The 26,164-nt window shown below is 52.8% G+C and carries 20 protein-coding genes; 6 read left to right on the top strand and 14 right to left on the bottom strand.

Annotated features, from left to right (window positions below; translation table 11 throughout):
• The first annotated feature begins 75 nt into the window (after positions 1-75).
• Positions 76-819 carry a PP2C family protein-serine/threonine phosphatase gene (locus HMPREF3050_RS08530; RefSeq protein ID WP_070774453.1) on the top strand — a complete coding sequence of 248 codons (744 nt, stop codon included), beginning with the start codon at positions 76-78 and terminating at the stop codon, positions 817-819.
• A gap of 87 nt (positions 820-906) precedes the next feature.
• Here HMPREF3050_RS08530 and HMPREF3050_RS08525 read toward each other — a convergent pair whose 3' ends face one another.
• The 7 genes from HMPREF3050_RS08525 to HMPREF3050_RS08495 form a co-directional block, all read right to left on the bottom strand.
• On the bottom strand, positions 907-1,317 hold the full coding sequence (locus tag HMPREF3050_RS08525; RefSeq protein ID WP_070774452.1) for a hypothetical protein: 411 nt from the start codon (positions 1,315-1,317) through the stop codon (positions 907-909).
• 326 nt (positions 1,318-1,643) lie between these two features.
• A complete protein-coding gene (locus HMPREF3050_RS15030) occupies positions 1,644-1,991 on the bottom strand; it encodes a hypothetical protein (RefSeq protein ID WP_246830252.1) in 348 nt (115 codons plus the stop codon).
• A gap of 280 nt (positions 1,992-2,271) precedes the next feature.
• A complete protein-coding gene (locus HMPREF3050_RS08515; protein ID WP_246830251.1) occupies positions 2,272-5,460 on the bottom strand; it encodes a DUF4132 domain-containing protein in 3,189 nt (1,062 codons plus the stop codon).
• 105 nt (positions 5,461-5,565) lie between these two features.
• Positions 5,566-5,982, bottom strand: a complete 417-nt coding sequence (locus HMPREF3050_RS08510) for a hypothetical protein (protein WP_241429733.1) — start codon at positions 5,980-5,982, stop codon at positions 5,566-5,568.
• Positions 5,983-6,144: 162 nt separating this feature from the next.
• The gene (locus HMPREF3050_RS08505; RefSeq protein WP_070774451.1) at positions 6,145-6,813 is read right to left on the bottom strand and encodes a DNA alkylation repair protein; all 669 of its coding nucleotides are present in this window, start codon (positions 6,811-6,813) and stop codon (positions 6,145-6,147) included.
• A 320-nt stretch (positions 6,814-7,133) separates the two neighbouring features.
• Positions 7,134-8,279, bottom strand: coding sequence for an FUSC family protein (locus HMPREF3050_RS08500; RefSeq protein WP_070774450.1), 1,146 nt, complete (start codon positions 8,277-8,279; stop codon positions 7,134-7,136).
• A 198-nt stretch (positions 8,280-8,477) separates the two neighbouring features.
• Positions 8,478-9,905 (bottom strand): alanine/glycine:cation symporter family protein, encoded by a 1,428-nt coding sequence (locus HMPREF3050_RS08495; RefSeq protein ID WP_070774449.1) that lies wholly within the window; start codon positions 9,903-9,905, stop codon positions 8,478-8,480.
• Between the two features lie 402 nt (positions 9,906-10,307).
• On the opposite strand from HMPREF3050_RS08495, the gene HMPREF3050_RS08490 reads away from it, so the two are divergent.
• From HMPREF3050_RS08490 to HMPREF3050_RS08480, 3 genes are all read left to right on the top strand, one after another.
• Positions 10,308-10,961 carry a hypothetical protein gene (locus HMPREF3050_RS08490; protein ID WP_036492694.1) on the top strand — a complete coding sequence of 218 codons (654 nt, stop codon included), beginning with the start codon at positions 10,308-10,310 and terminating at the stop codon, positions 10,959-10,961.
• Between the two features lie 336 nt (positions 10,962-11,297).
• Positions 11,298-11,870: a TMEM165/GDT1 family protein gene (locus HMPREF3050_RS08485; RefSeq protein WP_009310986.1), complete on the top strand. Its 573-nt coding sequence runs from the start codon at positions 11,298-11,300 to the stop codon at positions 11,868-11,870.
• Between the two features lie 10 nt (positions 11,871-11,880).
• A complete protein-coding gene (locus HMPREF3050_RS08480) occupies positions 11,881-12,504 on the top strand; it encodes a TIGR01621 family pseudouridine synthase (protein WP_070774448.1) in 624 nt (207 codons plus the stop codon).
• Between the two features lie 196 nt (positions 12,505-12,700).
• On the opposite strand, the gene argA is transcribed toward HMPREF3050_RS08480, so the two are convergent.
• From argA to pyrE, 3 genes are all read right to left on the bottom strand, one after another.
• Positions 12,701-14,008 carry an amino-acid N-acetyltransferase gene (gene argA, locus HMPREF3050_RS08475; RefSeq protein ID WP_070774447.1) on the bottom strand — a complete coding sequence of 436 codons (1,308 nt, stop codon included), beginning with the start codon at positions 14,006-14,008 and terminating at the stop codon, positions 12,701-12,703.
• Positions 14,005-14,490, bottom strand: coding sequence for an MJ0042-type zinc finger domain-containing protein (locus tag HMPREF3050_RS08470; RefSeq protein ID WP_070774446.1), 486 nt, complete (start codon positions 14,488-14,490; stop codon positions 14,005-14,007). Before HMPREF3050_RS08470 ends, argA begins: the two co-directional genes overlap by 4 nt.
• A gap of 112 nt (positions 14,491-14,602) precedes the next feature.
• Positions 14,603-15,244 carry an orotate phosphoribosyltransferase gene (pyrE, locus tag HMPREF3050_RS08465; RefSeq protein ID WP_070774445.1) on the bottom strand — a complete coding sequence of 214 codons (642 nt, stop codon included), beginning with the start codon at positions 15,242-15,244 and terminating at the stop codon, positions 14,603-14,605.
• A gap of 304 nt (positions 15,245-15,548) precedes the next feature.
• On the opposite strand from pyrE, the gene HMPREF3050_RS15025 reads away from it, so the two are divergent.
• A complete protein-coding gene (locus HMPREF3050_RS15025) occupies positions 15,549-16,406 on the top strand; it encodes a transferrin-binding protein-like solute binding protein (RefSeq protein ID WP_246830250.1) in 858 nt (285 codons plus the stop codon).
• A 354-nt stretch (positions 16,407-16,760) separates the two neighbouring features.
• Here the strand turns inward: HMPREF3050_RS15025 and HMPREF3050_RS08455 are convergent, their stop codons facing one another.
• On the bottom strand, positions 16,761-17,522 hold the full coding sequence (locus HMPREF3050_RS08455; RefSeq protein WP_070774443.1) for an OmpA family protein: 762 nt from the start codon (positions 17,520-17,522) through the stop codon (positions 16,761-16,763).
• A 441-nt stretch (positions 17,523-17,963) separates the two neighbouring features.
• Between HMPREF3050_RS08455 and HMPREF3050_RS08450 the strand changes: the two genes are divergently transcribed.
• Positions 17,964-18,914 carry a CysB family HTH-type transcriptional regulator gene (locus HMPREF3050_RS08450; protein WP_003759222.1) on the top strand — a complete coding sequence of 317 codons (951 nt, stop codon included), beginning with the start codon at positions 17,964-17,966 and terminating at the stop codon, positions 18,912-18,914.
• Positions 18,915-19,272: 358 nt separating this feature from the next.
• Here the strand turns inward: HMPREF3050_RS08450 and HMPREF3050_RS08445 are convergent, their stop codons facing one another.
• The 3 genes from HMPREF3050_RS08445 to HMPREF3050_RS08435 all read right to left on the bottom strand — a co-directional run bounded on the left by HMPREF3050_RS08445 (position 19,273) and on the right by HMPREF3050_RS08435 (position 25,737).
• The gene (locus HMPREF3050_RS08445; protein WP_070774442.1) at positions 19,273-20,985 is read right to left on the bottom strand and encodes an ABC transporter ATP-binding protein/permease; all 1,713 of its coding nucleotides are present in this window, start codon (positions 20,983-20,985) and stop codon (positions 19,273-19,275) included.
• A 128-nt stretch (positions 20,986-21,113) separates the two neighbouring features.
• Positions 21,114-23,333 carry a TonB-dependent siderophore receptor gene (locus HMPREF3050_RS08440; RefSeq protein WP_070774441.1) on the bottom strand — a complete coding sequence of 740 codons (2,220 nt, stop codon included), beginning with the start codon at positions 23,331-23,333 and terminating at the stop codon, positions 21,114-21,116.
• Positions 23,334-23,523: 190 nt separating this feature from the next.
• Complete coding sequence (locus HMPREF3050_RS08435; RefSeq protein ID WP_070774440.1) at positions 23,524-25,737, bottom strand: TonB-dependent siderophore receptor; 2,214 nt, start codon at positions 25,735-25,737, stop codon at positions 23,524-23,526.
• Positions 25,738-26,164 lie beyond the last annotated feature (427 nt).

Raw genomic sequence — 26,164 nt, 5'->3', positions numbered from 1 at the left:
TACGGCAAGGCGAGGCAACGCCGTACTGGTTTAAGTTAATCCACTATAAATCAGGATTGGATTGTCAGGATTACCATGTTTCAGCTTGCCTATTTTCAAATGGTCGGTGCCGGTAAAGCACGCAATCAGGACGCCTTGTTTGACGGCACGGCGGTGCGTCAGGTCAGGCTGCACAAAACCCGCGTGTCCGAGGCGGAAGATACCGTGCGGCTGGCAGTGGCCGACGGCGTATCCAGCAGCCCTGCCGCGCATCTTGCCAGCCGGTTTTGGTTGGACGCCTTCGTGCGCGAGGGCGATGCGGAAGGGCGTTTCCTGCGAAGGTTGCACGGCAGCTTCTGCGACACGCTTGCCGAGGAATATTTCGGCTCGTCCTCGACTTTCGCTTCGGCAGTCGTCGAGGCGGACGGTTTGTGCCGCATCTGCAATGTCGGCGACAGCCGCGTTTACCATATATCGGCAGAGGGGCGTTGGCGGCAGGTAAGCCATGACCACACGGTGTTGGCTGATTTAATCGAGCAGGGGGAAGCGCGGGCAGATACGGAATACGCCGATATGTACTATGCTTTGGCGCATTGCCTGATTGCGGATGACGAAGAAACCCATTTCAAAATTTTTACCGATTCATTTACTCTGCAAAGAGGCGAGGCAGTTTTGGTTTGTTCTGACGGTCTACACGATGCGCTACCTCATGAACGCTTGGAAGCATTATGGAACGCTTCCCCTTCGTTGCCTGATAAGTTGGAAGCCTTACATCGGGCAGTAAAAAAGGTTCCCTATCATGACGATTGTTCGGTAGCAGTATGCCTGCGGCAAGGATAGTGAACCAATCCTAAAATTGTTTACGCAGTTTCTTGAGAATATTTCAAAGGATTGGGGTAAAGGGTCGTCTGAAAAGGGATTCTATGCTCAATTCATATTTCGAAAAAAGTATTTCAACCATCTCATCAACGCCGCCAGCAGTATGCCGATCGACAATCCCACCAAGGCTGCCTGCCACGTCCATTTGATCAGTAGCGCGCTGACCAAACCGCCGATTGCGCCGCACAGATATTTGTCGCGCCGTTTGAATTCCGTCGTCTGCTCGGCTAAATCTTCTTCGATAAAACAAATTGCGAAGAGTGTAGCCAATGCCAGACAGAAGCCGATAATAGGGAGCCAAGGTGTATCAATGTGACCAAGGACTTTATCCAGAATCATATCTCCGCCGTACATCAGTCCGAGAACAGTGGCGATAACCAGCAATATCACATAGCCCGCCATGTTGCCGGTGACGAGCCAGTCAAGAATTCGTTCGCATAGTTTTTTGAGAAACTTCATGGGGTTTGTCGTTGGGTTGGATGGGAAAGTAACCTATGTTTTCTTCGGGAAATCTGTTTTATTGTATTGAAGCTGAGCTTTCAGACGACCTTCGGACTATTTCACGTTGCCTAATCCTGCCAAAACGATGCCCAGCCGAATTTTTGGGCAATATCGTCGCAAAGCTCCTTCTGCATGGTGGCAAGATTGGTGTAGCTGTTGGTGACGCACATAGAAAAATAGGCGGGCAGGGTGGAGGCGGTGTTTTGGGCGGCGGTTCGGAAGCAGTCCGTAAACCAGCGGTCGAAATGTTCGTATAGTCCACTGTAAAAATCGTCTACAGCATCTCATACTTGGTATTTGCCGTTTATACCCTGTCCCAATCCGTATATCTCATCTTCCACATCTGCATCAAATTTAGGCAGGCATTCTTCGGGGAAGTCTATGATGCGGTCGCCTAAATAGCTGCCATTTTGGTTGCGCAACCAGCCGCAAACAGAGAAATCCTGATAATCGTATTCCATAATCAGTGCCACGGCCTGATCAAATGCTTTGTTTTCATCCGAAAAAAACCAATGCCTGCCCTGCAATATTTCTTGGATAAAGGCGGTCAGTTTTGGAGTGAGTTCGGCGCAGTCCTGCATAAATTGTGTTTTATATTGTTGCATCAGTTGCTTTGCTTGGGTGGAGAGCATGGTTTTTCCTTGTTGTTGAAGGTTTCGGGTCGTCTGAAATTTGATAACCCGAAGGACAGGCTGCGCTTTCAGACGACCTTCGGCATTAGATATTTAACAAGCGCAGGTCGGCTCAAACCGCAACAAAACGGTCAAACATTCCCGAAATATTGGGTTTGAACCCAACCTATGCCTTGTGTTCTCGCCGTAGGGCGGGCATGTGCTGCCTACGCGTCCCGTGTTCCAAAACAGCCTGAAACCGCAAGGATGGAGGCATTTGCGTTTTTCAGGCTGTCCCAATTTACCGCTGAATCTGCGAGGTAATCGTGCTGTCGGTAATCTTGTCGTCTTCCGCCAGCAGCATGGCTTTGGAGAGGACGACCGAGAGCGTGTTGTCGCCCTCAAACGGGATAAACAGCTTGTCGGATGCGTCTTTTTTGCGGCTGTCGGGCACGATGCAGAGGTATTGGTCGTCCGGCAGCATCAGGATGTTGCTGCTGCCGATGTGGATTTTGTAGGTACGCAGTTTGCCCTGCACGACGAGGAAGTTGCCGTCTATGTGGGCAACCTTGGCGATTTTCAGGCGCGGCAGCAGGGTTTCCAGTACGGCTTTGCGGGTTTTGGCGACTTCGCCCAAATCGCCGAAGGAATAACTCTGCCAGTAGCTGTAAAAACGCGCCTCTCCGCCGTTGTCTTCCCAAGTCGGGTCGTTGCCCACGCTCGCCACGCCCACAAACAAATCCACGTCGCGCAACACTTCGGAAAACACGCGCGGCGGAATATCAATTAAGTCCAGCGCGGTAGCATTGTAATCGTCGTCCAACCGGTGAAAGCGCACTTGGTCGGTGCTGACATACTGCCAGATGCCGCTTTCCGTCCATGCTTCTTCGCTGTCCACCGCGTTTGTCCAAAATTGGGCGAGCAGGTTGTATTCGGGTAAATCCAACGATACGGTTGCATCGTCGCCTCCGTCCCACGCGCCGGCCAGCGAGCCTCTCCAGCCGCGCCCTTTGGCAAGTGTCATGTATTGGTGTTGTTTCAGGATGTGGGCGGCAAAACGGTTGCTGTATGTTTTGGTGTTGATTTCGGCTTCGGTGAGCAGATAGATTTCACGGTATGCCTGTTTCAGCGGCTGGCGGATTTCTTTGTTCAGCAGTAGTTTACGCCACTGGGCGATGCTTTGCTGCGTGGCAAGCGCGGGATGCCACAAGCTGACTTGCAGGCAGTCTGAAACATCGGTTTGCTCCCCCGTTTCGTCCACCCATGTTCCGTCCAACCACAATGCAGCGCGACCCTGCGTATCGTTTTCGTCGCGGAAAAACTGCCATATTAGCGGGCGCGTGAGGCAGGACATCAGTCCGTGTTGCCAGTAATACTGTTCGGCGTGTTCCAGCGGTACGCGGTGTTCGGAGCGCATCATTTGGTCCAAGCGGTCGCGTTGGGCGGTGAGCGTGGCGTTGAGGTTTTTCTGTGCGGCTTTGAGTTTTTTCAGTTTGTCGGCGTAGTCAGTTTTCACGAAGGCGGGCAAGGTTTTCTGCGGCGAGCCGTCGGGTTTGAACCAGCGCAGTTCGGACTTGCCTACGCCCGTAACTACCAGACGGCAGGTGTAGCCGCCAAAATCATAGTCGCGGCAGCCTTCCTGCAAGCCGAAATCGTCCACCGCCATGTCTTCAATTTCGTTGCGGGACACGCCCCGTTGTGCGGCGGCTTCGTCCAGATATTTGACAATCGCGTCCTGCGCGTTGCTGTATTTAATCCGCAGGCGCAGGCGCGAAAGGCAGGCGATGCCGTCCAGCCCTTTGGAGCGGAACAGCGCGTAGAAGCAGGCGTTGCCCACGGCGGCATAGCGCGCTCCGATATCGGGGATTTTTTCGTATGAATGCAGCGCAAATTGGGTAAGGGCGGACAGGGTGGCGCTGTCATGGAAATGGCTGCACATCCACACCAGCCCTTTGAGCGCGGTCTGGTTGAGGCTGCAAACGGGCAGGACATGGGTGTTGTAGCTGTATGACCCGCCGCTGTATTCTTGGGTAACGGTTTCAAACCGCACTTCGCTGCCGCAGACAAATTCTATCCAGCCGTGCAGCATTTTTTTGAACCTGTCCGCACCCAACGCGTCAATCAGCGTTTTGGCTTCTTTCAGGTATTTTTCGCTCGGCTTGCCCGCATTGGCGGACAGGGCAAGCGCAATGATTTTGCTCCATACTTCCTGCTGTTCGGGAGGCAGCGCGGCAAGTTGCGGATTAGCGTATCGGGCAAATTCGTCGTCTTGGGCGGGGAGGCAGGCTTCGTCGGAACCGCCCGCCAGTTCTGCCAGAATGGCAAGGTTGGCGGTAGCGGCTTTCTTGTCCCACAGGTGTTCCAAAAAGACGCGGTAACGGTCGCAGGCATTTTTCAAACAGTCTGAAAGCGTTTCGCTTGGATTGGGAAACTGTTTTTTGATTTGGTTGATCAGATATTTGAGCGGATAGTAATCCGATTCCCGCTCGGACAGCCCGTTGTCGTCTAACATGGCGGCAAAAATGCGCTGCACATCCTGCTCCGTCATGGGCAGCGTTTTGCGCGCCAGAGCCATCGCTACCGCTACACGGATGGTGCCGTAATTGCGTAACCTGTCATCGCCTTTGTTGTTAAAAACTTTATTCCATCCCCAGCCGCGTATCAAATCAATGCAGTGGATCAGGAAATCGACGCGGTATTCGGGCGCGGCTTTCTCCACTTCGGCAAAGCTGGGACAGAGTTTCAGATTTATCGCGTCGTATTTGTTCGAACGTTTTTGGCGCCATTCCTTTTGCAGTACGTCAAGAATCTGATTGAACTCGGCACGGCGACTGTCGGGAATCTGCACGGTTTGGTTTTGGGTCATGGGGATTTCCTTATGTGTCGGGGATTGGGTCATTTCGCCGCAAAGGCGGACAACGTCGGCCAGTGTTTTCTTGTCCGCGCTGTTCAGGCTGTATCGGGTGGCTTCGGTAAAGGCGCGGTAGCGTTCTGCGGCGGTTTTCAGGCCGTCTGAAAGTGCGGCAGAGACGGCGTTGCCGTGCTGTTTTTGGATTTGGCGCAGCACGGCGGCAACGGGGTAAAACAGAAACGCCGCTTCGGTGAGCAGGCCGTTGTCGGCAAACATCGCGTCCAAAATACGCATAGCCTGCGCTTCGGTCATTGACAGGGTTTTGCGGGCAAGGGCGGCAGCCACGGCAGCCTGAACGGAACAATAAATCTTGGGGTAGTTGTCCGTTTCGTCCGCCAGCCATTCGGGGTTGTCCGCACCGCGTATCTTTTCTACCGCCATAACCAGCACGTCTACGCGGAAATCGGGGGCGGCGTTTTCTATTTCGGCGGCATAGGTAGGGATTTTCTTGGTGTCCGCGCGTTCGTTGGGGGCTGCTTTCTGCCTGTGCCATTCGGCCCGGCAGGTGTCAAAAATGCGGTTGATGCGTTCGCGCCGTTCTGCGCTGATGGCGGGGTCTGGTCGGTAAGATTGGGGCATGGGGACTTCTTAGGGATTTGGGGAACGGGCAATTTCCACGGGTTGGGGTGCATTGCAGAATTTTGCGTAGGGTGGGCACTTGTTGCCCACGCGGTTTCAGGCTGCCTATCCGCCCACCAGCGGCGTGAGTTTGATGAAATTGACGACCAGTCCGTCATGCAGGTACACCATGTCGTCCAGCGTTTCCAGTTGGCGGTTGTCGGCAAGGATGAAAAACGCGTTCTGCTCAAAAGCTTTCAGGGCGACGGCGATTTGCTTTTCCGCGTCCACAGGCTGCGGGTGCGCGCCTTTTTTGCCGTGCGTTTCCCGAATCACGATGTCGCCGCGATCGGTGGGGATAACGAGGCTGTGGCGCAGCAGGGCATCGGCGGCGCGGTCATTGTAGGCGGCGACTTCCTGCCGTACGCGTTCGGCAATCAGCTCCGCCGCGCTGATGTGGTTGGTTCGGAACTTCAAAAACAGTTCGTGCAGCACTTTGCCGGCGAGGTTTTGGTCTTGGATGGTGATGGTAGCTGCAATCATGGATGACTCCTCCAAACAGAAAACAAATGAATCATACTGTTTTTTGGGAGTTTCAGGCAGCCTGAAACAAAACATCCTGCACTTTGATAGAGGTAAGTGCAGGATGCTATTTACATTTTAGTTATGTAGGAACTTTGTTTAACTTCGTTGAAGCTCACGTTTTCAGACGACCTTTGGCGGCAGGTATTTACTTGCTTCGCGCAAGCTCAGTTTGGCCATTTTGTGCCGGTGGCGGTCGATAAAGTCTTGTACCCATGCGGGGTTGGTTTTGCTGTAATCGCGCAATGCCCAGCCGATGGCTTTGTTGATGAAAAATTCTGTTTGCCCCAGATTGTTGCAGATGATTGTTTCCAGCAGCGCGGTGTCGGTGTGCTGTTTGCGGAGCAGTTGGTGGTCGATGGCGACGCGGCGCAGCCAGATGTTGTCATCCGTGCTCCATGCCAATAGGACGTTGTTGACTTCGGGGTGGCGCAGGGCGATGTCGCCGACAATACGATCGAGTACGTCGGCGCTGTCCCACCATGATTTTTCGGTAATCAGCGTTTGCAAGCGCGGGATGTCTTGCGGGGTCAGGCGCTGCTGCATTTTTTTCAGATATTCGAGCGCGGCGTATTGCAATTCGCGGTGCGGGTCGTCCCAGCAGCGGTGCACGAAAGCCCAATCGACCGGTTGTTTGGCGGCGCCTTTGAAAAACGGGCTGCACAGGCGGGCAAGCTGGGGTTCGCCGATGCCGAAATAGGTAAAGCGATGTTTCATGTATGCCTGCATCGGCACGGCGCGTTCGGGGTTGGCGTGTTGTTGCAGGACGGCGAGCAGGGCGGGGTAGTCCATACGTTTTTCCTTTTTGCAGGAGATGGCAGGGTTTGGGGTCGTCTGAAATCTTGGTCTTTGTTCTGCTTTCTCTTCGATGTTTCCCTTTCGTCGCGCTGGTTTTTTATAGTGGATTAACTTTAAACCAGTACGGCGTTACCTCGCCTTAGCTCAAAGAGAACGATTCTCTAAGGTGCTGAAGCACCAAGTGAATCGGTTCCGTACTATCTGTACTGTATCTGCGGCTTTCGCCTTGTCCTGATTTAAAGTTAATCCACTATAGCTTCGCAGAAACTTTGTTTAACTCCGCTGAAGTTCACACTTTTTGAAAGGATTTGTTTTCAGACGACCTCTTCTTCCAAATCGCCTTCGCGGGTTTCGCGCAGGTGTTCGCGCAGGCGTTGAAGTTCGTGTTTGTCCAGCCACTTGCGGCGGCTGCGTTGCAGGAGGATGACGAGTGCGGAAATTTCGTTGCGCATATTGGTGCTGAGCCAGAGGAAGCCTTGCCATTCGTAATGGAGGCGGGCGGCGAGTTTGCCCAGCTCGGGATTGATGGCGGTGTCGATGCGGATGCGGCGGGCGTAGTGGCCTTTGATGAGGCGGACGGTCAGGCGCAGGTCGCGTTGGAGGCGGTTGAAATGGCGGTCAAGGAGGCGGATTTCGTGTTCGTTGAGTGTGGGGGCTTGTAGCTTGGCGGCGGTGGTGAGGAGCAGCTCGGTGGTGTTGACGATTTTGCGGTGGGCGTGCTGCATGGCTTCCATCATGGCGGAGCTGATGTGGCTTTCGCCCGAGGTGGCGGCGAGGTGGCTGCGGCTTTTGACCATACGGGCGTTGATTTGGCGCATTTTGACCATGTTTTGCTCCAGCCGCTCGCGGGTCATGCGTTTGCCGTTGCTGATTTCGGCAATCATTTTGCCGCATTCGGTCAGGTTGTCGGCAAGCATGAACCGCCACATGAGCGTGGAACGCAAGGGCAGGAGTTTGGCGGCGACGATGGCGATGGCGGCGCCGATGAGGACGTTCATGGCGCGCATGAGTCCGCTGTCGAGCCAGTTATTGCTGTTGTCGCCGATGAGCATGCACATGGTCAGTCCGGCAAGCATGGGGACGTAGCCGTTTTTGCCGACCGCACCCCAGCCTGCGGCTGCGCTGGCGGCACCGACGGTCAGGTAAAAGAGGATGCCGCCGTGGAAGTAGTGTTGGTTGAGCCACAACAGGGTCAGGCCTGCGCCCAAACCGATGACGGTACCGAGCATGCGTTCGACGGCTTTGGAGTAAATCGCGCCTTGAAATTGGAGCATGCCGAGTACGACGAATACGGTCATGCCTATCCATTCACCGTGTTGGAGGTGGAGGAGTTTGGCGAGCAGGGTAGAAAACAGTACGGCAAGTCCGAGCCGGACGGCGTGTATGTGGCGGCGGTAGCGGTAGCGTTCGTAGGAGTTGAGCCAGCGTTTGACGAAGCGTTCGCGTTGTGAGGCGTTCATGATTGGGGCTATCTTGTTGAGATTTTTGGGTTTATCGGGCGGTATTGTAACGGGAATCGATAGGGAGATACAGGTTTCTGAATAAAGGATTTTCGGCAGGGCTGAAACGGATTGGTTTGGGGAGATTCGGTAAAAGGCAAAAGGTCGTCTGAAACGCTGTATGCTGTTTCAGACGACCTTTTTAACCGGGCTATGGGTTTACCAAATATCGGATTTGATTTTGCGTTTCAAGCCCGGATGTTCGGAAAGTTTGAAGACGGGGTCTTTGCCCATTTTCAGTTTCGCCGTGTAGTCCCTCAACAGCAGGAAGGCAAGAGGAGAGAGGATCAGGATGGCGACCAGGTTAATCCATGCCATCGTACCCATCGCCATATCCGCCATATCCCAAATCAGCGGGACGTTGGCGACTGCGCCGAAATATACCCAGCCCAAGACGAGCATGCGGAACAAGGCGGTCAGCAGCCAATGGTTTTTGATGAACTGCACGTTTGATTCGGCATAGGCATAGTTGCCGATGACGGTAGAAAAGGCAAACATAAACAGGATGATTGCCAAGAAGTCTGCACCCCATGCGCCGACTTGGCTGACAATTGCTGCCTGAGTCAGCTCTGAACCAATCAGATCACCATAAGGTTGTTGATAAACCAAAACGATAAACGCCGTGCAGGAACATACGATAATCGTATCGACGAATACGCCCAGCATTTGAATCATACCTTGGGAAACAGGGTGTTTGACTTCGGCTGCCGCTGCGGCGTTAGGCGCAGAACCTTGACCTGCCTCATTGGAATACAGGCCGCGTTTGATACCGATCATCATGGTTTGCGAAATCAAACCGCCGAGCAGGCCGCCGCCGGCTGCTTCAAAGTTGAACGCGCTGTCAAAAATCTGACCGAAGACGTGGGGAATCAGGCTGATGTTGGTGACGATGATGTAGAGCGCCATCAGCAGATATAAAGTCGCCATCAGCGGAACAAGCATTTCGGCAAAGCGGGAAACGCGGCGGATACCGCCGAAAATAATCGGCGCAGTCATGATGACCAATGCGACGCCGACCGCATGTTCGTCCCAGCCCCACGCGGCTTTGGCGGTTACGGCGATGGTGTTGGTTTGAACGGCTTCATAAACGAATCCGAAGCAGAAAATCAGGCTCAATGCAAATACGATGCCCAACCATTTTTGACCCAAGCCTTGGGTAATATAGTAAGCAGGACCGCCGCGGAAATGATGGTTGTCGTAATCGCGGATTTTGAACAACTGCGCCAGTGAAGATTCGACAAACGCCGAACTCATACCGATCAATGCGGTGATCCACATCCAAAATACCGCGCCCGGGCCGCCGCTGCTGATGGCAATCGCCACGCCCGCGATGTTGCCCACGCCCACGCGGCTGGCAAGTCCGGTAACGAAAGCCTGAAACGGCGTAATACCGTGCGGATCATCGCCTTGTTGGCGGCCGCCGAGCATCTCTTTGATACTGCGTCCGAGCAGGCGGAATTGTACGAAACCGGTGGCAACTGTGAAAAACAGCCCTGCACCCAACAGGACATACACCAGCCCTGTCCACATCGGATCATTGATTTTCTGAACCAATTGGTGCAGCGATTCGGTAAAGTTGTTATCCATAAAAACCTTTCTGAGTTTGAATGACGGACGGTTTGCCGCCGTTCGGAAGTAGTGCATTGTAACAGACTGTCAACAAATTGAAAAAGTTTTATATCGGCGTGAAATAATGTATCTAATTGGTTGATATTCAATAATTAAAATCCTTGGTTAGGTGCGGGTGAGGCCGGATTCGCTTTCCTGTACGAAGCGGACAAATGCCTGAAAGAGGTCGTCTGAAAACGGGTTGGGCCTGTCTCGGAACCGGGTGCAAAGTGCCGTATATTTCCCAACTGTTACCGCTTGTTATTCAATTGCGCCGAAAAATACGGTTTACGTTAGAATGCCATCCGAAATTCCGGCTGTATGGCGATAAACGCGGCAGTCCGGTTTCAGACGACCTTTGTGCCACAAACAGGAAAATCTATGCATGCTACGATTCAAAGCCGTTTCGCGCCGATTTTATACGTCGTAATATTTTTTGCGGGCTTTCTGACCGCCTGCCTTTGGTTTAACCCCAAAGACTATCTTGCTGATTTGGCGCCCGTTGTTGCCGCGGTTTGCGCCGTTGCGCTGGTGTGGTTGGCATGGACGGCGGTTTCGGTCATTGCGCGGAAAAAGAACGAATGGCTGCGCAGGGAAAAATTGATACAGCAGGAAAAAGTCCATCCCGTCTTGCATGCTTCCCTGCAAAGCGTGGAAGAACAGCCGGAGATGCTGGCATTGACTATCCGCAACCACGGCAAAGGCATGGCGAAAAACATCCGCCTGCAAGTGTCGTCCGTGTCCGATAAAGCGGCGGAACGCGCTATCGTTGAAGCGGTCAGCAAATTGGTTATCGTTGGCGAAGGCTTGGATATGCTGGCTTCGGGAGAAGTGTACGGCAGCGTCTTTGGCGATATCCGAGAGCTGTCGGCAAGTCTGCCGGAGAAAAAATTCGGCGGCATCATGAAGCTCGTCATGACGTATTGCAATGTGTTCGGCGAAACCTGTATCTCCGAAACATCTTTGGATTTAAGCCTGCTCAACGCGGTAGAGCTGTCCGAAGCCGAACACAAACCCAGCAAATTATTGTATTGATGCTGGCTGAACCCGATACAAAGGTCGTCTGAAACGCATTTTTGCGAAGCAGGTAAAAATAGCTTCTGGAAAATGAAAGCCGTTTCAGACGACCTTTATGATTGTCTTTACGCGCCAACCTCTTTATAATGCGCACACTCTTACGGGAGTAGCCATCTGATTTTCACTGACAATCAGAGCCGTTATCAACATAATTGACCGAGTTCGACAAAGATCGGTCATGGTGGCGGCATCTTCCTGACAACAGGAAGACAGGCAAGACGTAAGCGTTGTCCATACCCTTGCGGGCGGTATGTGCAACGCTTTTTGTTTTTGCCCGCTTCGGTTGAGTATTTTATGGAAGCATTTTTCTCTTCAATATTGGGCGTTGCCATTGCCGAAATCGGCGATAAAACGCAACTGCTCGCTCTTTTCCTTGCCGCTCGTTTCGCCCAGAAAAACGCGGTAGTCTCCGGCATCTTCATTGCCACTTTACTGAATCATTTAGTCTCCGCATTTGTCGGTGTATGGTTAGCGGAAACCGTTTCCCCCGATACCGTCAAATGGGCGGTCGGCATCAGCTTCATCGCGGTCGGCTTGTGGCTGCTCCTGCCCGATAAAGATGAAAATCCCGACAGCCGTTGGCTTAAATACGGCGCGTTCGGGGCGACGGTTTTCCTGTTTTTCATGGCGGAAATCGGCGACAAAACCCAAATCGCCACGGTCTTGTTGGCGGCAAAATACCAATCCTTATCCATGGTCGTACTCGGCAGCGTTGCCGGATTGATGTTGGCAACCGTCCCTGTGGTTTATTTGGGCGATATGCTGATGAAAAAAATCCCCGCCAAAGCCGTGCGGATTTCCGCCTGCGTACTGTTTTGCGTATTAGGCGTCATCACTTTGGCGGGCGGCGGCATTATGTTGAAATAGGTCGTCTGAAATGTGGGAAATCTTATTCAGACATTCGGATTTTGTCGCCGTCAACAAACCTTGCGGCGTATCCGTACATCAGGAAGAGGGCGAAGTCAGTTTGACGCAGACGTTGGCGGCGCAGCTCGGTCTTGAGCAGGTTTGGCTGCTGCACCGATTGGACAAGCTGACCAGCGGCGTGCTGCTGTTTGCCCTGAACCCGCAAAGTGCGTCGGAGTTGGCGCAGCAATTTGCTGCCAAAACCATGCGTAAAACTTATTTGGCGCTGGCAACGGACAAGCCGTCTAAGAAGCAAGGTTGGATTAAAGGCGATATGGAAAAATCGCGGCGCGGCGCATGGAAACTGACGCGCGGCATGGAAAATCCCGCCGTAACCGAATTTGGCAGCCACAGCTTAGAACCCGGCCTACGCCTATTCGTCCTGCATCCGCATACGGGCAAAACCCACCAACTCCGTGTCGCCATGAAAAGCTTGGGCAGCCCAATTTTGGGCGATACGCTCTACGGCGGGAAGCCTGCATCGAGGATGTTCCTCCATGCGTGGAAAATCAAATTCGACTATCAAGGTCAGACGTTTGAAATTGTCGCGCCGTTGAGTGAGGAATGGCCGTTTAGGAATATAGATTTTTTGTGAACATCAAGCCGCCTGAAAACCTGCTGCAACAGCGTTTTCTTTTTAGTTTTTCAAAACGTAAGCCTGACGGTTTGTCGTCTTCTCTTCATGAAAGAGGGCGGCAAACCGTCAGGCTTGTTTTCAAGTCATGTTTGATGTTTGGGCGCGTTAAACAAGGTCGTCGGCAGTTTCAGACGACCTTGGGTTTAAATCCCGCTTAAGCCAACTCTCGGACGAATACTTGCGAATTGCGGCCGTTGGCGAGGTAGTCGCGGCGGCGTTCTTCGGGTAATGCGTCGGGAGAGGTCGTCTGAAAACCGCGTTCGGCAAACCATTCGCCTGTGTGGGTGGAGAGGGCAAACAGGCGGCGGAAGCCCATGGTGCGGGCTTTTTGGAAGAGGTGGTCGAGCAGCATTTCGCCGTAGCCGCCGTCGCGGGCTTCGGGGGAGACGACGAGGCAGGCGAGTTCGCCGATTTCGGGGTCGTCGAAAGTTTTGAGGGCGACGCAGCCGTAGATGTTGCGGTCGTGTTCGAGGACGGAGAAGCAGGAGATGTGGTTTTCGAGATATTCGCGGCTGCGGTGCAACAGGATGCCTTGTTCTTCCAGCGGGCGTATCAGGGCGATGATGCGGGGGATGTCGCGGCTGTGGGCTTGGCGGATGGAGACGAAGGAATCGCGGGCGATGGCGGTGCCGCAGCCTTCGCGGGTGAAGAGTTCGCGCAACAGTCCGCCGTCTTCGCGCCCGCTGAGGATTTGTACGCGGCTGACGCCGTTTTCGACGGCGTTGACGGCAGCTTGGAGCAGGCGCACGGGAACGTTGTTTGCGGTTTCTATCAGGTGGCGGACTTCGCCTGAGGACAGGGTGGACATGAGGACGCCGTCGGCGTTGCAAATGCCGGCTTCTTCGGTCAGGTACACGAGTTTTTCGGCTTGAAGGGCGACGGCGACGGCTTCGGCGGCTTCGCTCATGCTGAGGTTGAAGGTTTTGCCGCCGTAGGAGTGTCCGAGCGGACTGATAAGGACGATGGCACCGTCGTCGAGGCGGCGGTTGATGGAGTCGGTGTCGGTTTTGCGGACGATGCCGGTATAGCCCATGTCTATGCCGTCAATGACGCCGAGTGGGCGGGCGGTGAGGAAATTGCCTGAAGCGGTGGGAATCGGTTTGTTGCGCAAGGGGGCGGATGCGCTGCTGCACAGGGCGGCTTCGATGTCGCTGCGTATCATGCCGACCGCCTGCTTGGCGTCGCGCAGGGTGGCATCGTCGGTAATGCGGCGGTTGCGGTGGTATTGCGGAACGAATTGTCTGTCGGCGGCGAGGCGGTTGAGGAAATGGCGCGTGCCGTGTACCAACACGAGCCGCACGCCCAAGCCGGCGAGCAGGTGGAAATCGGCGGCAAGCCGGTTCAGGGTGTCGCCTTCGAGCAGGCTGTCGGTGATGCCGATAACCAGTGTTTTGCCGCGCAGGTAGTGGATATAGGGCGCGGCTTCGCGAAAATCGGCGACAAAGCCCGGAGATGTGTTCATAGCAAGACCAGATAGAAAAGCTGCATGATGAGGACGGTCAGCGCAACCAGTACCGCCAGCGTCCAGTTGAAGCCTTCTTCGGATTTGGCGGGTTTGGCAGCGGCAGCCGCCATCAGGGCTTGGAATTCTTCAGTCCGCCGTTTTTCTTCTTCTGCCCGTCGCTTTTCCTCTTCGGTACGCCGTGCCGCCTCTTCTTTGGCTTTTTTGGTGCGTTCGGCACTGTCGAGCAGGCTGGCGATTTCGTGGCGGGAGAGTTGTTTGCGGTTGCGGATGTTGCCGCCCATGTCGTGTACGAGGCGGACGTCGGTAACGGCGTTGGGCAGCGTGTCGGGATTGGCGGGAGCGGAAGACGGCGCCAGGCTGTCTTTGGCTTTGAACAGGCCTTCGCATTTATTGCAAACGACAAAGCCTTGTGCGACGTTGAGCTGGGTGTCTTTGACCCAAAGTGAGGTTTTGCAGTGTGGGCAGATACAGGCGGGCATAGTGGTTTTCCGTGTAAAGTGTGGGATGTGTTGTTTTAATGTGTGTTTGATTGGGGTGGGTCGTCTGAAAAAGGGATTGCCCGTTTTCAGACGACCTTTTGTTTATCGGATTTTAGGCAACGCCGTAGCGTTCGCGGTAGGCTCTGACCGGTTCGAGGAAGCCGCCGAATTCCGCGTTGTTTTGCAGGAGCGTGAACAAGTCGTTCAGATTGGCAATGGCGACGACGGGCAAGCCGTATTGTTTTTCCACTTCCTGAACGGCGGACAATTCGCCCGTGCCTTTTTCCATGCGGTCGAGCGCGATGGCGACGGCGGCAGGCGTTGCGCCTTCCGCTTCAATCAGTTTGACCGATTCGCGCACAGATGTTCCCGCAGAAATCACGTCGTCGATAATTAATACGCGGCCTTTGAGCGGCGCACCGACCAACACACCGCCTTCGCCGTGGTCTTTCGCTTCTTTGCGGTTGTAGGCGAACGGCACGTTCACGCCTTTTTCCGCCAGCATCATCGCCGTTGCCGCCGCCAAAATAATGCCTTTGTAAGCCGGACCGAACAGCATGTCGAATTTCATGCCGCTCTCGATAATCGCCTGCGCGTAAAACTTCGCCAGTTGCAGCGTCGATGCGCCGTCGTTAAACAGTCCGGCGTTGAAAAAATAAGGCGACTGACGGCCTGCCTTGGTTGTGAATTCACCGAATTTCAATACATTCTGCGCCAGCGCAAACTTGAGGAAATCTTGACGGAAATCGGACATTTTGCTTCTTTCGAAAGATATTGATTTATAAAGGAAGAGATTATAAAGGATTCATGAGGAAAATGCAGGTCGTCTGAAAAAGTGAGTTGATTTGATGCGGTTCCTGCTAATTAATTGTTAACTTAGTCATAATTTAGTTATATTTTGTTTGTAAATTTACTTGAATTAACTATTACATATGGGTCGGCTTACCTTTTTAGTATAAAATGTCTAAGTCATTGATTCAGGTGCATCGCAAGCACAATCAAGACTTGTTCCCGAATACAGAAACTTCGAGATTCAATTTAAAAAAGGATGATACGACATGAAAAAAGTACTTGCATTGATTTGTACAGCAACTTTGGCTGCCTGCGGAGGTGGGGGCGGTGGTGGAAATTCCACTCCTTCTTCACAATCTACGCCTAACGCAGGTCCAAGCAACCCATCAACGTCGCAGAAGCCTGCAACTCCCCCATCAACGACAACTCCTGCAAAACCTGAGACGGGCAAAACACCTTCCACTCCTAAAACTTCTACACCCCCTAAAACGCCAACTGCTCCTAAAACTCCTGCTACTCCGACGGTTCCTACCGCCGCACAGCAAACAGTTGGCGGTAATAGCATTGCCATCGATAATAGCAACATCAAACACATCCGCGTTGACGGTGTGGATTTCGACTTGACCCAAAGCGGCGGTATTTCTTTGAATAATTGGAAAGGCAAAGTTCCTGGTTTCATTTCAGGAATTGCATCCGGCGAGCCGAAATCCGTACAGAAATTCTTGGTCAATACCGCTTCAGCAAACGCTACTGCCGGCGTGTTGGAAGTTAACGGCAAAAAACAAGCTTTCTTCAGCGGACACTTTACGCCCACAGCCGAGCTGCCTAAAGGACAAGTTCATTACAGCACCAGCGTTGCCTCTATGCATAGCGGCGCAAATTACGATATTACCCGCACAGAGTTGACTGCCAATTTTGACAGTAAAAAATTAACAGGCACTATCTCTCGTGATGCTAAATTTGGCGATAACATTGCTGTTAATGCCCAAATTAGCGGCAACAAGTTTGAACAATCCGGTGCGACCCAAGTCAAAGGCGGTTTCTTTGGCAAAAATGCAGCGGAAGTTGCAGGCGGATTCTCTAGCGGCAATACGGTAGGCGCATTCGTCGGCTCGAAGAAATAATCTTCCGGTAAACGGTATTGCAAATAAAGGTCGTCTGAAAACAGGTTTTCTGGTTTCAGACGACCTTTTGCTTTTGTACGCTTTTTAATTTTTTGTATTTGGCTATTATCTGTGTCAAATGGTGACGGCGATATATGGCGGGTTGATACCGAAATTCTCAGCTTCTATCAGATAGATTGATCGAGAAGAGAAGAGGTAGAAAAGGATTCATGAGGAAAATCTAGGTCGTCTGAAGGGGAAGTTGTGGCAAAGTGAAAAGAAGTCAAATCTCGATTTTTCAGACGACCTTTGTATCAACGTTAATCCGACAAAATAAAAACCCCGCAGGGAAGCGGGGTTTCTGGGATGTTTCGATTAAGGCTTAGCGTAGCCGTGTACGCCGTTGTATGGAGAAGGAATCCAGCCTTCATCCACTGCAGGACGTTCGCCTTGACCTTCAATTGTTTGACCCGGGGCAACTTGTTTGGTAACAGTGCTGCGGATTTTCACATCAACGCGACGGTCAGGCTCGATACATGCGATCAAAGCAGCGCGTTTTTTGGCTTTGGATACTTTTTTGCCCAGTTTTGCTACTTCTGCTTCACAAGTAGCAGTCATTTGAGCTTGAGACTCGCCAAGACCTGTAGCGGAAACTTTGCTGGAAGGAACGCCACGACCTACCAAGTAGTTGGCCACTACGTTGGCACGACGCTCAGACAGGTTTTGGTTGTACTCTTCAGAACCCATGAAGTCGGTATGACCTTCGATACGTACGGTTTGTACGTTTTCGTTGCTCAGGCGTTGAGCCAGGCTGTTCAGGTTTTCTTGAGCTTCAGGACGCAGGATGTCTTTGTCGAAGCCGAACAGGGTTTTCGCAGACAAGGAAACAGTTTCGTCAACGTATTCGGGAGCTTGTTGAACTGCGGCTACCGCTTCGCGGTCACCACATTCGACACGACCTTGGGTTTCTTTGTCGAAGTAGCTGTTTTTCCAGCACTCGCCGTAGTTGTTACGGACGACTTCTTGAGATTGGCTGCTTACGGTGTAGCCGTGTTTGGTGTGCGCTTCACTTGCCATTGCAGTGCTTGAAGCAACCAATGCAACGAACAATGCGCTTAATTTCAGCTGTTTGGTCATTTTATTCCCTCATCAAAATTGTTATGCGGCGGATACAGGAAGCAGCCGCAGCAAATTACCAATATACAGGCCGCAGCATAAAACAGCGGCAAATCGGATATATCAGTTTGCACTATAAAGAAGCATGGCACAGACTGTCAATACTCGATGCCTTGATAAAAACATGAAACTGCTTGCCTCCTAATGGTGAATCATGCCTAAAAATCAAGCTTGTGTCATTTATTTATCAGGAAATTCGGGTCTGTTTCTATTTGCAGTTGCGGAAACGCAACAAGAGTTTGCGTGCTGTAAAGACGGTTTTCATAGTTTATATGTATAGTTTTATTGAAAACAAAAACTTCCTTGTGCGTTTTTTGGATGTCCGACAAATCCGGCAAAATATGTTAAATTATGTGCCGCTTGTCGTATAAAACATACAAACACAATACAACCGGACTACCTATGAAATTACAGCAATTGCGGTATGCGTTGGAGGTGTACCGCCATAATTTGAATGTATCTGAGGCTGCGGATGCGCTATTTACTTCGCAACCGGGTATTTCCAAGCAAATCCGCCTTTTGGAAGAAGAACTGGGGGTGCAGATTTTTATACGCAGCGGCAAGCGTGTGGTGTCTGTTTCCCAGCCGGGTAAGGCAGTGTTGGAAATTTCGGAACGGATTTTGCGCGATGTCCAGAATATTAAGAATATCGGCAGCGAGTTTACTGATCACGACAGCGGTGCTCTGACGATTGCGACGACGCATACGCAGGCACGCTATGCGCTGCCTTTGATTGTGGCGGATTTTGTGAAGCGTTATCCGAGGGTCAATCTGACGATCAAGCAGGGGAGTCCTGCTGCTATTGCGCAAATGGTCAGTAATGGTGAGGCGGATATTGCGATTGTGACGGAGCGGATTGACGATCATCCCGAACTGAGCAAGTTGACGTGTGATGAATGGAACCATGCGGTCATCGTGCCGAAAGAGCATCCTTTGTTGGAATGTATGAATCCTTTAAGTATTGAGGATTTGGCTTCGTTTCCTTTGATTACTTACGAATTTGCATTTAATCAGGGCAGCAGTATTGCGCGTGCTTTTAATAAGGCGCATTTGGATAATCCGGATGTGGTGTTGTCGGCAGCGGATACGGATGTCTTGAAGACTTATGTCCGACTGGGGCTTGGGGTCGGGTTGATGGCGAAGATGGCATTTGATCCGGAGAAGGATGCGGATTTGGAATTGGTCGATGCGGCGCATCTGTTTGAGCCTTCGCCCATTTGGATTGCAGTACGCTCGGATACTTATCTTCGCGGTTATACCTACGATTTTATCGAAATGTTCTCGCCGAAGCTGACGCGGGATGTGGTGGACCGTATTCTTTATACGCCGGTGGTCGAAGATTTCTCTATTTGATTTTGGATATGGCAAGAGGTCGTCTGAAAAGCAGAAATGTTTTTCAGACGACCTTTTTTAGTGCGGTTGATATTGGCTGGGACTTTGAAATTCAATGTATAGTGGCTTAACTTTAAACCAGGACGGCGTTACCTCGCCTAACTTTAAACCAGTACGGCGTTGCCTCGCCTTGCCGTACTAGCTGTACTGTCTGCGGCTTCGTCGCCTTGTCCTGATTTGAATTTAATCCACTATATTAAGCGCAGGCAAAAAACTGCGGGCAAAAAAACGCCTCCTGCCGGGAGCTGGCGGAGGCTATCCAAGGAGTTTTAAAAGTAACCCTAAAGAACTATGAAACTAGTCAGAAAGAACTATATTACTAATCTGAACGGTTTGCAAGTTCGTCGAGTGGTTTTAAATTAACTTTACGTCCGAACAAGGCTTGGATTTCGGGTTGATGGCTGATGCCGATGACGAGGGTGTCGGGAAGGTTTTGTTTGAGGGTTTGCATCAGCGCCAATGCGGATTCGCCGTCGAGCTGGTTGGTGGCTTCGTCGAGGAACAGGATTTGCGGTTTGTGCAGCAGCGCGCGGGCGAGGCTGAGGCGTTGCTGTTCGCCGCCGGAGAGGATGCCGTGCCATTCGTATGGGTCGTCTAAATTATTTTTCAGACGGCCTAGTCCGACTTGTTCCAAGGTCGTCTGAATGAGTCGGTCGTCTTGGCAGACGGTGTGGGGATAGCTGACGGTGTGGCGCAGGGTGTCGGCGGGGAGATAGGGGCGTTGGGGCAGGAAGAGGAGGCTGCCGTCGAGGGCGAAGCTGCCTTGGTAATACGGCCATAAGCCTGCGAGGGCGCGCAGCAGGGTGGATTTGCCGATACCGCTTCTGCCTTCGAGCAATACCCATTCGGGGGCGTGGGCTTCGAGGTTGATGTCGGTGAGCAGGGGGCTGCCGGTTTGGGTGTGGACGGTGAGGTTTTGCAGGACGAGGATACCGCTTTGGCGGTGGTTGTTTAAAGTCAGGGCGGGTGCTGGACGGGCGGTGCTTATGTCTTCTTGTCCTACTTGTTCCAATGCCGTCTGAAAACCGGAGAGGCGTTCGACAACTGCCGCCCATTCGATGAGGCGGCGGTAGGAATCGGTAAACCAGCCGAAGCTGTCTTGGACGCGAGCAAACGATGTGCGGGTCTGCATCATGTCGCCGAAGGTCATGGTTTTGGCGAGGTACATGGGCAGGGTGGCGAGGATGGGGATGAAGATGCTGATGCGCACATAGGCCGCCCAAAAGGTTTCTTGGCGGAATTCGCAGTTGGTGAGCCGCCGCCAGTTGTCGCGGATGCGGAGGTAGCGTTGTTTCAGACGGCCTGTTTCGGCTTCGCCGCCGTTGTAGAAGGCGATTTGTTCGGCGTGGTCGCGCACACGCAGGAGGGCGGCGCGGTAGTCGGCTTCGCGGTGCTGGCGGTCGATATTGAGGTTTTTGAGTTTGCGGCCGACGAGGTGGGCAATCAGGGTGCTGATGACGGAATAAATCAGGGCAACCCAGACGAGGTAGCCGTGTATGGTGATGTCGCGCCCGCCGATGTTGAAGGTCTGCACGCCGGAGAGCGTCCACAATACGGCGACGAACGCGCTGAATTTGGCAATATTATTGATGAAAGAGCGGAACAGCCCGATGCTTTGGTCGGCGAGGAGGTAGATGTCTTCGGCGATGCGCTGGTCGGGGTTGTCGGGTTCGTCGGTCAGGCGCAGGCGGTAGTGTTTGTGGCCTTCGAGCCAGTTTTGCTGGAATTGCTCGGTCAGGTGGGTGCGCCAGCGGAAGATGAGGCGTTTTTGCAGCCAGTCGCCGCAGACGATGCAGCCGATAATCATCGCCATGTAGCCGAGGTATTCGACGATGAGCGCGGGCATGGACGCGCCGTCAAACGCGGCGAGCGCGTCGTAGAAGCGTTTGTCCCACGCGGCGATCCAAACGCTGATGGTAATGGAACAAAGGGTGAAGCCGATGAGGACGGCAAGCATCAGCCATTGGATGCGCCCGTGCGCCCCCGTCCAAAAGGGGCGGGCGAGTCGGGAGAATTTTTTGAGGATGTTCATGGGGGTGTGTTGGTATAGATAACGGGAGGTCGTCTGAAAATCTGCATTGGCGGGATAACGGCATCAGACACGCTATCCGACGCTTTTGTTTCCTGCTGGGTTTCAGACGACCTCGCTTTATAAAATGGCTACATCTTCCACTTGAAGTTCAAGGTTACATTGCGCGGTTGTCCGTAGAAGTGTCCTTGGTAGGTAGCGCGGTGGGCGTAACTTTCGTAATAGCGTTTGTCGGTCAGGTTGTCGACTTTCAGGCTGAGTTTGGCGTGTTTGGAGGGTTCGTATTGTACGGCTGCATGCCAAACTGCGTAACCGCCCAAATATTGTTTCTCTCCGTCCACCATAATCGGGCTGGATTTGCTTTGGACGTTGACACCGCCGCCCACCGTCCATTTGCGCGCCGCACCGGGCAGGCGGTACAGGGTATTGAGGCGGAAGATATGTCGGGGCGTGTGCTGGCTGAAATCGACCCCGCGACCGTTGCGCTCTGCGGTTTGGGCGGCAGCGGTGGAGGTATAACGCCTTTTGTTGAAGGTGTAGCCCGCAAAAATCTGCCAGTCGTCGGTGATGTTGCCGGCAATTTCGGCATCAATACCGCGGCTTTCCATGCGTACAGGCGTGTAGATGGAGCGGTCGCCGCGTACCCAAGGACGGATATTACCCGTTGCGAGGTCTTTACCCAACCATGTATCTATGGGCTGGTTGTGTTTTTCGGTTTGGAACAGGGCGATGCTGGTGTTCAGCCTGTTGTTGTTCCACGCGCCTTTCCAGCCGATTTCGTAGCTGTTGCCCATTACAGGCGGCAAGAGCTTGTCATTGATGTCGTAATAATCGCCCGAGTATTTGAAAATGCTGGTGTAACTTGCATATAGGTTTTGTTGCGGGGTGATGTCGTAGGTAATGCCTGCGTAGGGGATGAAGCGGCCTTTTTTATAGTTTCTGTCGGGGTTGTTCATCCATGACAAGTGTTGGGACATCCGCCAGCGGCTGTAACTCGTACCGAGCAGGATGTGCCATTTGTCGGCAATGTTCAGGCGGGTGGCTATGGTCGCCGTGTGAGTGTCGGGAACGGTTTTACGGATTTCGAGATTGCGGGCCGTGTTCCAATCAGGTTTGGCAATTTCATCACCTGTCCAAGAAAAAACAGGATAGTTGCCATCTTTCAAGGGTGTGCCCCGCCACATATTATCGAATTTTTCTTTGGTGTATTCATAGCCCGCGTAAAACTCATGTTCGCGACCGAACCAATCAAATTTTCCTTCTAAATCGCTTTGTACCGTCCATTGGCTGTTGTTGCGGTCGCTTCTGCCGGTATAGCCGTCGCTCAATGTGCCTGCGGGCGAAATATCTTGCCGCTGCGGGACGTAACCATATTCGGTGACGGATTTGTTGCGGCGGTAATCGACGGAAGTGGTCAGATTCCAACGATCGCCGAAATAGTGCTTCCATTCGGCGAAAATAGTGGCTTTTTTGTAATCCGCACGATTCCAGTTCGCACCCAAATAGCTGTCGCGCGGCAACCGCAGGTCGCTGCCGTCGGGATTGGCGGGCAGCCCGAACAGGGAAGGTACATCTTTTTCGCGGTGGTACATCGCACTCAACGTCAGCATATCGTTTTCCCCGACTTGCTTGTCGATAACGCCGTAAATGATCCCTTTATTGCCGTCGCTGTTTTTACGCCAGCTTTTGTTTTTTTCAAGTACGGCAACCGCGCGCCCGCGCAAGCCATTGTCGCGGCTGAGGAATCCCGACACATCAGCGGAAGTGCGCAGCGTGCCGAAGCGGTCGGCGGTTGCGTCAAATTCAAGTAGCGGCGCAGCGGTCGGGCGTTTGCGGATGGCGTTGATACTGCCGCCCGGCTCGCTTTGCGCTTTACGCAAGCCGGTTGCTCCGCGCACGACTTCGATGCGGTCGTAAAGCGCGGTGTCGGTCAGTTGTTTGGCATCGTGCGGATTATTGCCGCACATGGTACAGACCGTCGAATTCACACCGTCTTCGCTGATCTGCGCGATGTCGAAGCCTCTGGATTGAAAGCGGGTTTGGAAACCCTGTTTGTAAATATTCAGCCCCGTGGTGGTTTTCAATGCGTCTTCCAGCGTGGTTGCACCCGAATCGTCCATCTGTTTGCGCGTAATGACGCTGACGGATTGCGGTGTGTCTTTGGGGGAGATCGGCAGGCCGGTGGCGGTGGACATGGTTGGTACGGTATAACTGTCGCGCGAAGCAGTACGGCTTTGGCCGGTGACGTTAACGGCTGGCAGGTCAACATGTTCCGTCTGTTCGGCGGTTTGGGCGGAAAGTTGCAGCGGGACGGCGGCAAGCAGGCAGGCGTAGCGGATCGGATGGTTCATCGCAGCTCCTTCAAGTGGGGATGAAGAGGTTTTTATGGGAAAGGGGTCGTCTGAAAACCCAACGGCGGTTTTCAGACGACCCCTTTCTTTTACAGCAACGGCAACCGTTTCCTGTCTGTCAGGAGCAGGTCGGATAGATTGCCGAATATGATTTGGTTATTGTTTTTTTAATTTTGCTACCGCAGACGGACTACATCTTCCACTTCAGGCTGAACACGGCATTTCGCGGTTCGCCGTAGAAGCTGCCGCTGTTGGCGGCACGGCTGTATTGGTTTTCGTAGTAGCGTTTGTCGGTCAGGTTGTTGACCGCCAGCCCCAGTTGCAGGTTTTTGCTTGGGCGGTATTGGACGTTGGTATTCCAAATGGTGTAGCCGCCTTGCTTGATGGAGCCGTAGGAGTTGGCGGTTTTACTGCTGCTCTTTACCCCCAGTCCGACCGTCCATTTGCCGTCATCCATCGGCAGGATGTAGCTGGTGTAGAGGCGGAACATATGTTTCGGCGTATGGCTGCTGAAGTTGTAGCCTTTTCGGCGCGATTCAACATTGTTACCGACGCTGTTGCGGTTGGTGCTGCGGTTGAAGGTGTAGCCTGCGTAAACCTGCCAACGGTCGGTCAGGCTGCCGGAAATTTCGGCGTCCAAACCGCGGCTGCTTTGATCCAGCGGTTCCCAATAAGGGTGCGGACGGGCATTGACGCGTTGGTTGTTGTTGTCTTTGTCGGTGCGGTAGAGGGCGACAGAAGTATTCAGACGGCCTTCGTTCCATTCGCCTTTCCAGCCGATTTCGTAGTTGCGCCCCATAATCGGCGGCAACAGGTTGTCGTTGTAGTCGCGGTTCATCGTTTGTTTGAAGATGGACGTGTAGGCGGCGTAAACGCTTTGTTTAGGCGTGATGTCGTAAGTGATGCCGGCATAGGGGATGAAGCGGTTGCGTTTGAGTGCGTAATACGTGCCTTCCGAGCTATCTTTGAGGTTTCTGTCCCAATAGAGGTTGCGGTGCCAGTTGGTGTAGCGTCCGCCGACGATGACGTGCAGTTTGTCGGTAGGATTGATGCGCGCGCCCAAACCGAAGGCGTGGGTGCGGTAGCTGCCGTTGCCGCCGCGTGCTTTGGCAGTATCGGCATCCCAATCGGGTTTGGCTTTTTCGCTGCCGTTGAACGCATCTGCGTCGTAGGTACTGCTGTCATCAAACCAGCGGTTGCTTGAGTTCACGTTCTCTTTGGAATAGCTGTGCATAAAGAAGAGGTCGTGATTTTGGCCGAAAGCGAAAATGCGGCCGGTCAAGTTGTTTTGGAAAGTGAACTGGCGGTTGCCTGCATCGTAACGGTCGAAGCTGTATGTGGTCCCCAGGCCGTCTGTACCGATGCCGTTACCCGTGCCGCCCAGCGTGTAATATTCTTTTGAACTGGTGTTCTTGCGCCAGTCCAACTTGCTGCTCAGTTTCCAGTTGTCGTTGAAATAATGTTCAAACTCGGCAAAAAGGTTGTGTTTTTTCAGACGGGCTTCGTTCCAATCTGCGCCGAGATAGCGGCTGCGTTTCCATTCTTTGCCGTCAGCGCGCATGGGCAGGCCGTCGGGGTCGGGCGTTTTGGTTTGGTTGAGATAGCTTGCGCCCCAAGTGAGCTTGCTGTTGTCGCCGATGTCTTTGTCCATCACACCGTAAAGCAGAATGTCTCGGCCGCCGGATTGGTCTTGGAAGGTTTTGTTGCTGCCAACCGAGCCGACAAAACGTCCGCGCAGGCCGTGTTCCGGACTTAAAGCGCCTGAAGCGTCAAACGTGCCGCCCACTCTGCCCCATGTGTTGACCGTCAAATCGGCGGAAAGCTGACGTTTGGAGGTCGGTTTCTTACGGACGGCGTTAATCGTGCCGCCCGGTTCGTTGTTTGCCTGCGTCAGTCCGGCCGCGCCGCGTACCACTTCGATGCGGTCGTACATCGCTATATCGGTTACACTGGTCGGGTCGCCGGACGGACCGCCCAAGCCGAATCCGCCGGGTGAGCCGATTTGAGTGGCAATGCCGTCTTCTTCAAGTTGCTCGATAAAATAGCCGCGCGACATAAAATGCGTGCGCCCGCCGCTTTTGAAGACGTTGACACCCGTAGCGTTCTGCAACGCGCCTTCGAGGCTGGTCACGCCTTGGTCTTCAAGTTGTTTTTTGGTGATGACGCTGACGGATTGGGGAATTTCCCTCGGAGAAAGCACCAATCCCGTAGTCGAGCGCATCGCGGATACGGTATAGCTGTTTTGATTTTCGGTACGCAGACTGCGGTTTTTGCCAACCACATTGACCTGCTTTAATTCGACCTGCTGCACTTCTTCAGCGGCTTGAACGGCTTGCGGCAGAGCGGCAAGGCAGAGCGCCAAGGTGCTGAGTTTGAAAAGGTTCTCTTTGTTTGTATTGTTCATTTGGTTGATTCCAGATAAAGCTGTTGTCGTAAAATGTTCATTTTTATTTGATATTTATAACCATAAAAACTATAAATATTCAAAGTATTAGGTTTTTCAGACGACCTGCGTCAGATAAAACGGACGGATTTTATCAAATCCCGGCGGATAAAAAAATGTTGCCGCCGGGCGGAGTACCCAATGGCAACTGCTTATCCAAGGTTGCAAAGATAGATATAAGGAACTAGCTGAAAATTAGTTATAAAGAACTATAAACCATCTGTAAAAAATGGCAACCGTTTTTTCAGACGACCTCACGTTTTTTCACATACTCTTGCCATAAGTCAAAATTCTGACCGGCGATAAAATACCCCTTCTTCTATTTGGTGGAAGAGGGGGTATCTGCGTATCAGTCAGTTTTATAGTGGATTAACTTTAAACCAGTACG

Origin of the sequence: Neisseria sp. HMSC065D04, from assembly GCF_001815675.1 — a bacterium.
GTDB lineage: Bacteria > Pseudomonadota > Gammaproteobacteria > Burkholderiales > Neisseriaceae > Neisseria.
The sequence above is the reverse complement of the archived record's forward strand: the minus strand, read 5'-3'. Positions and strand labels throughout refer to the sequence as shown.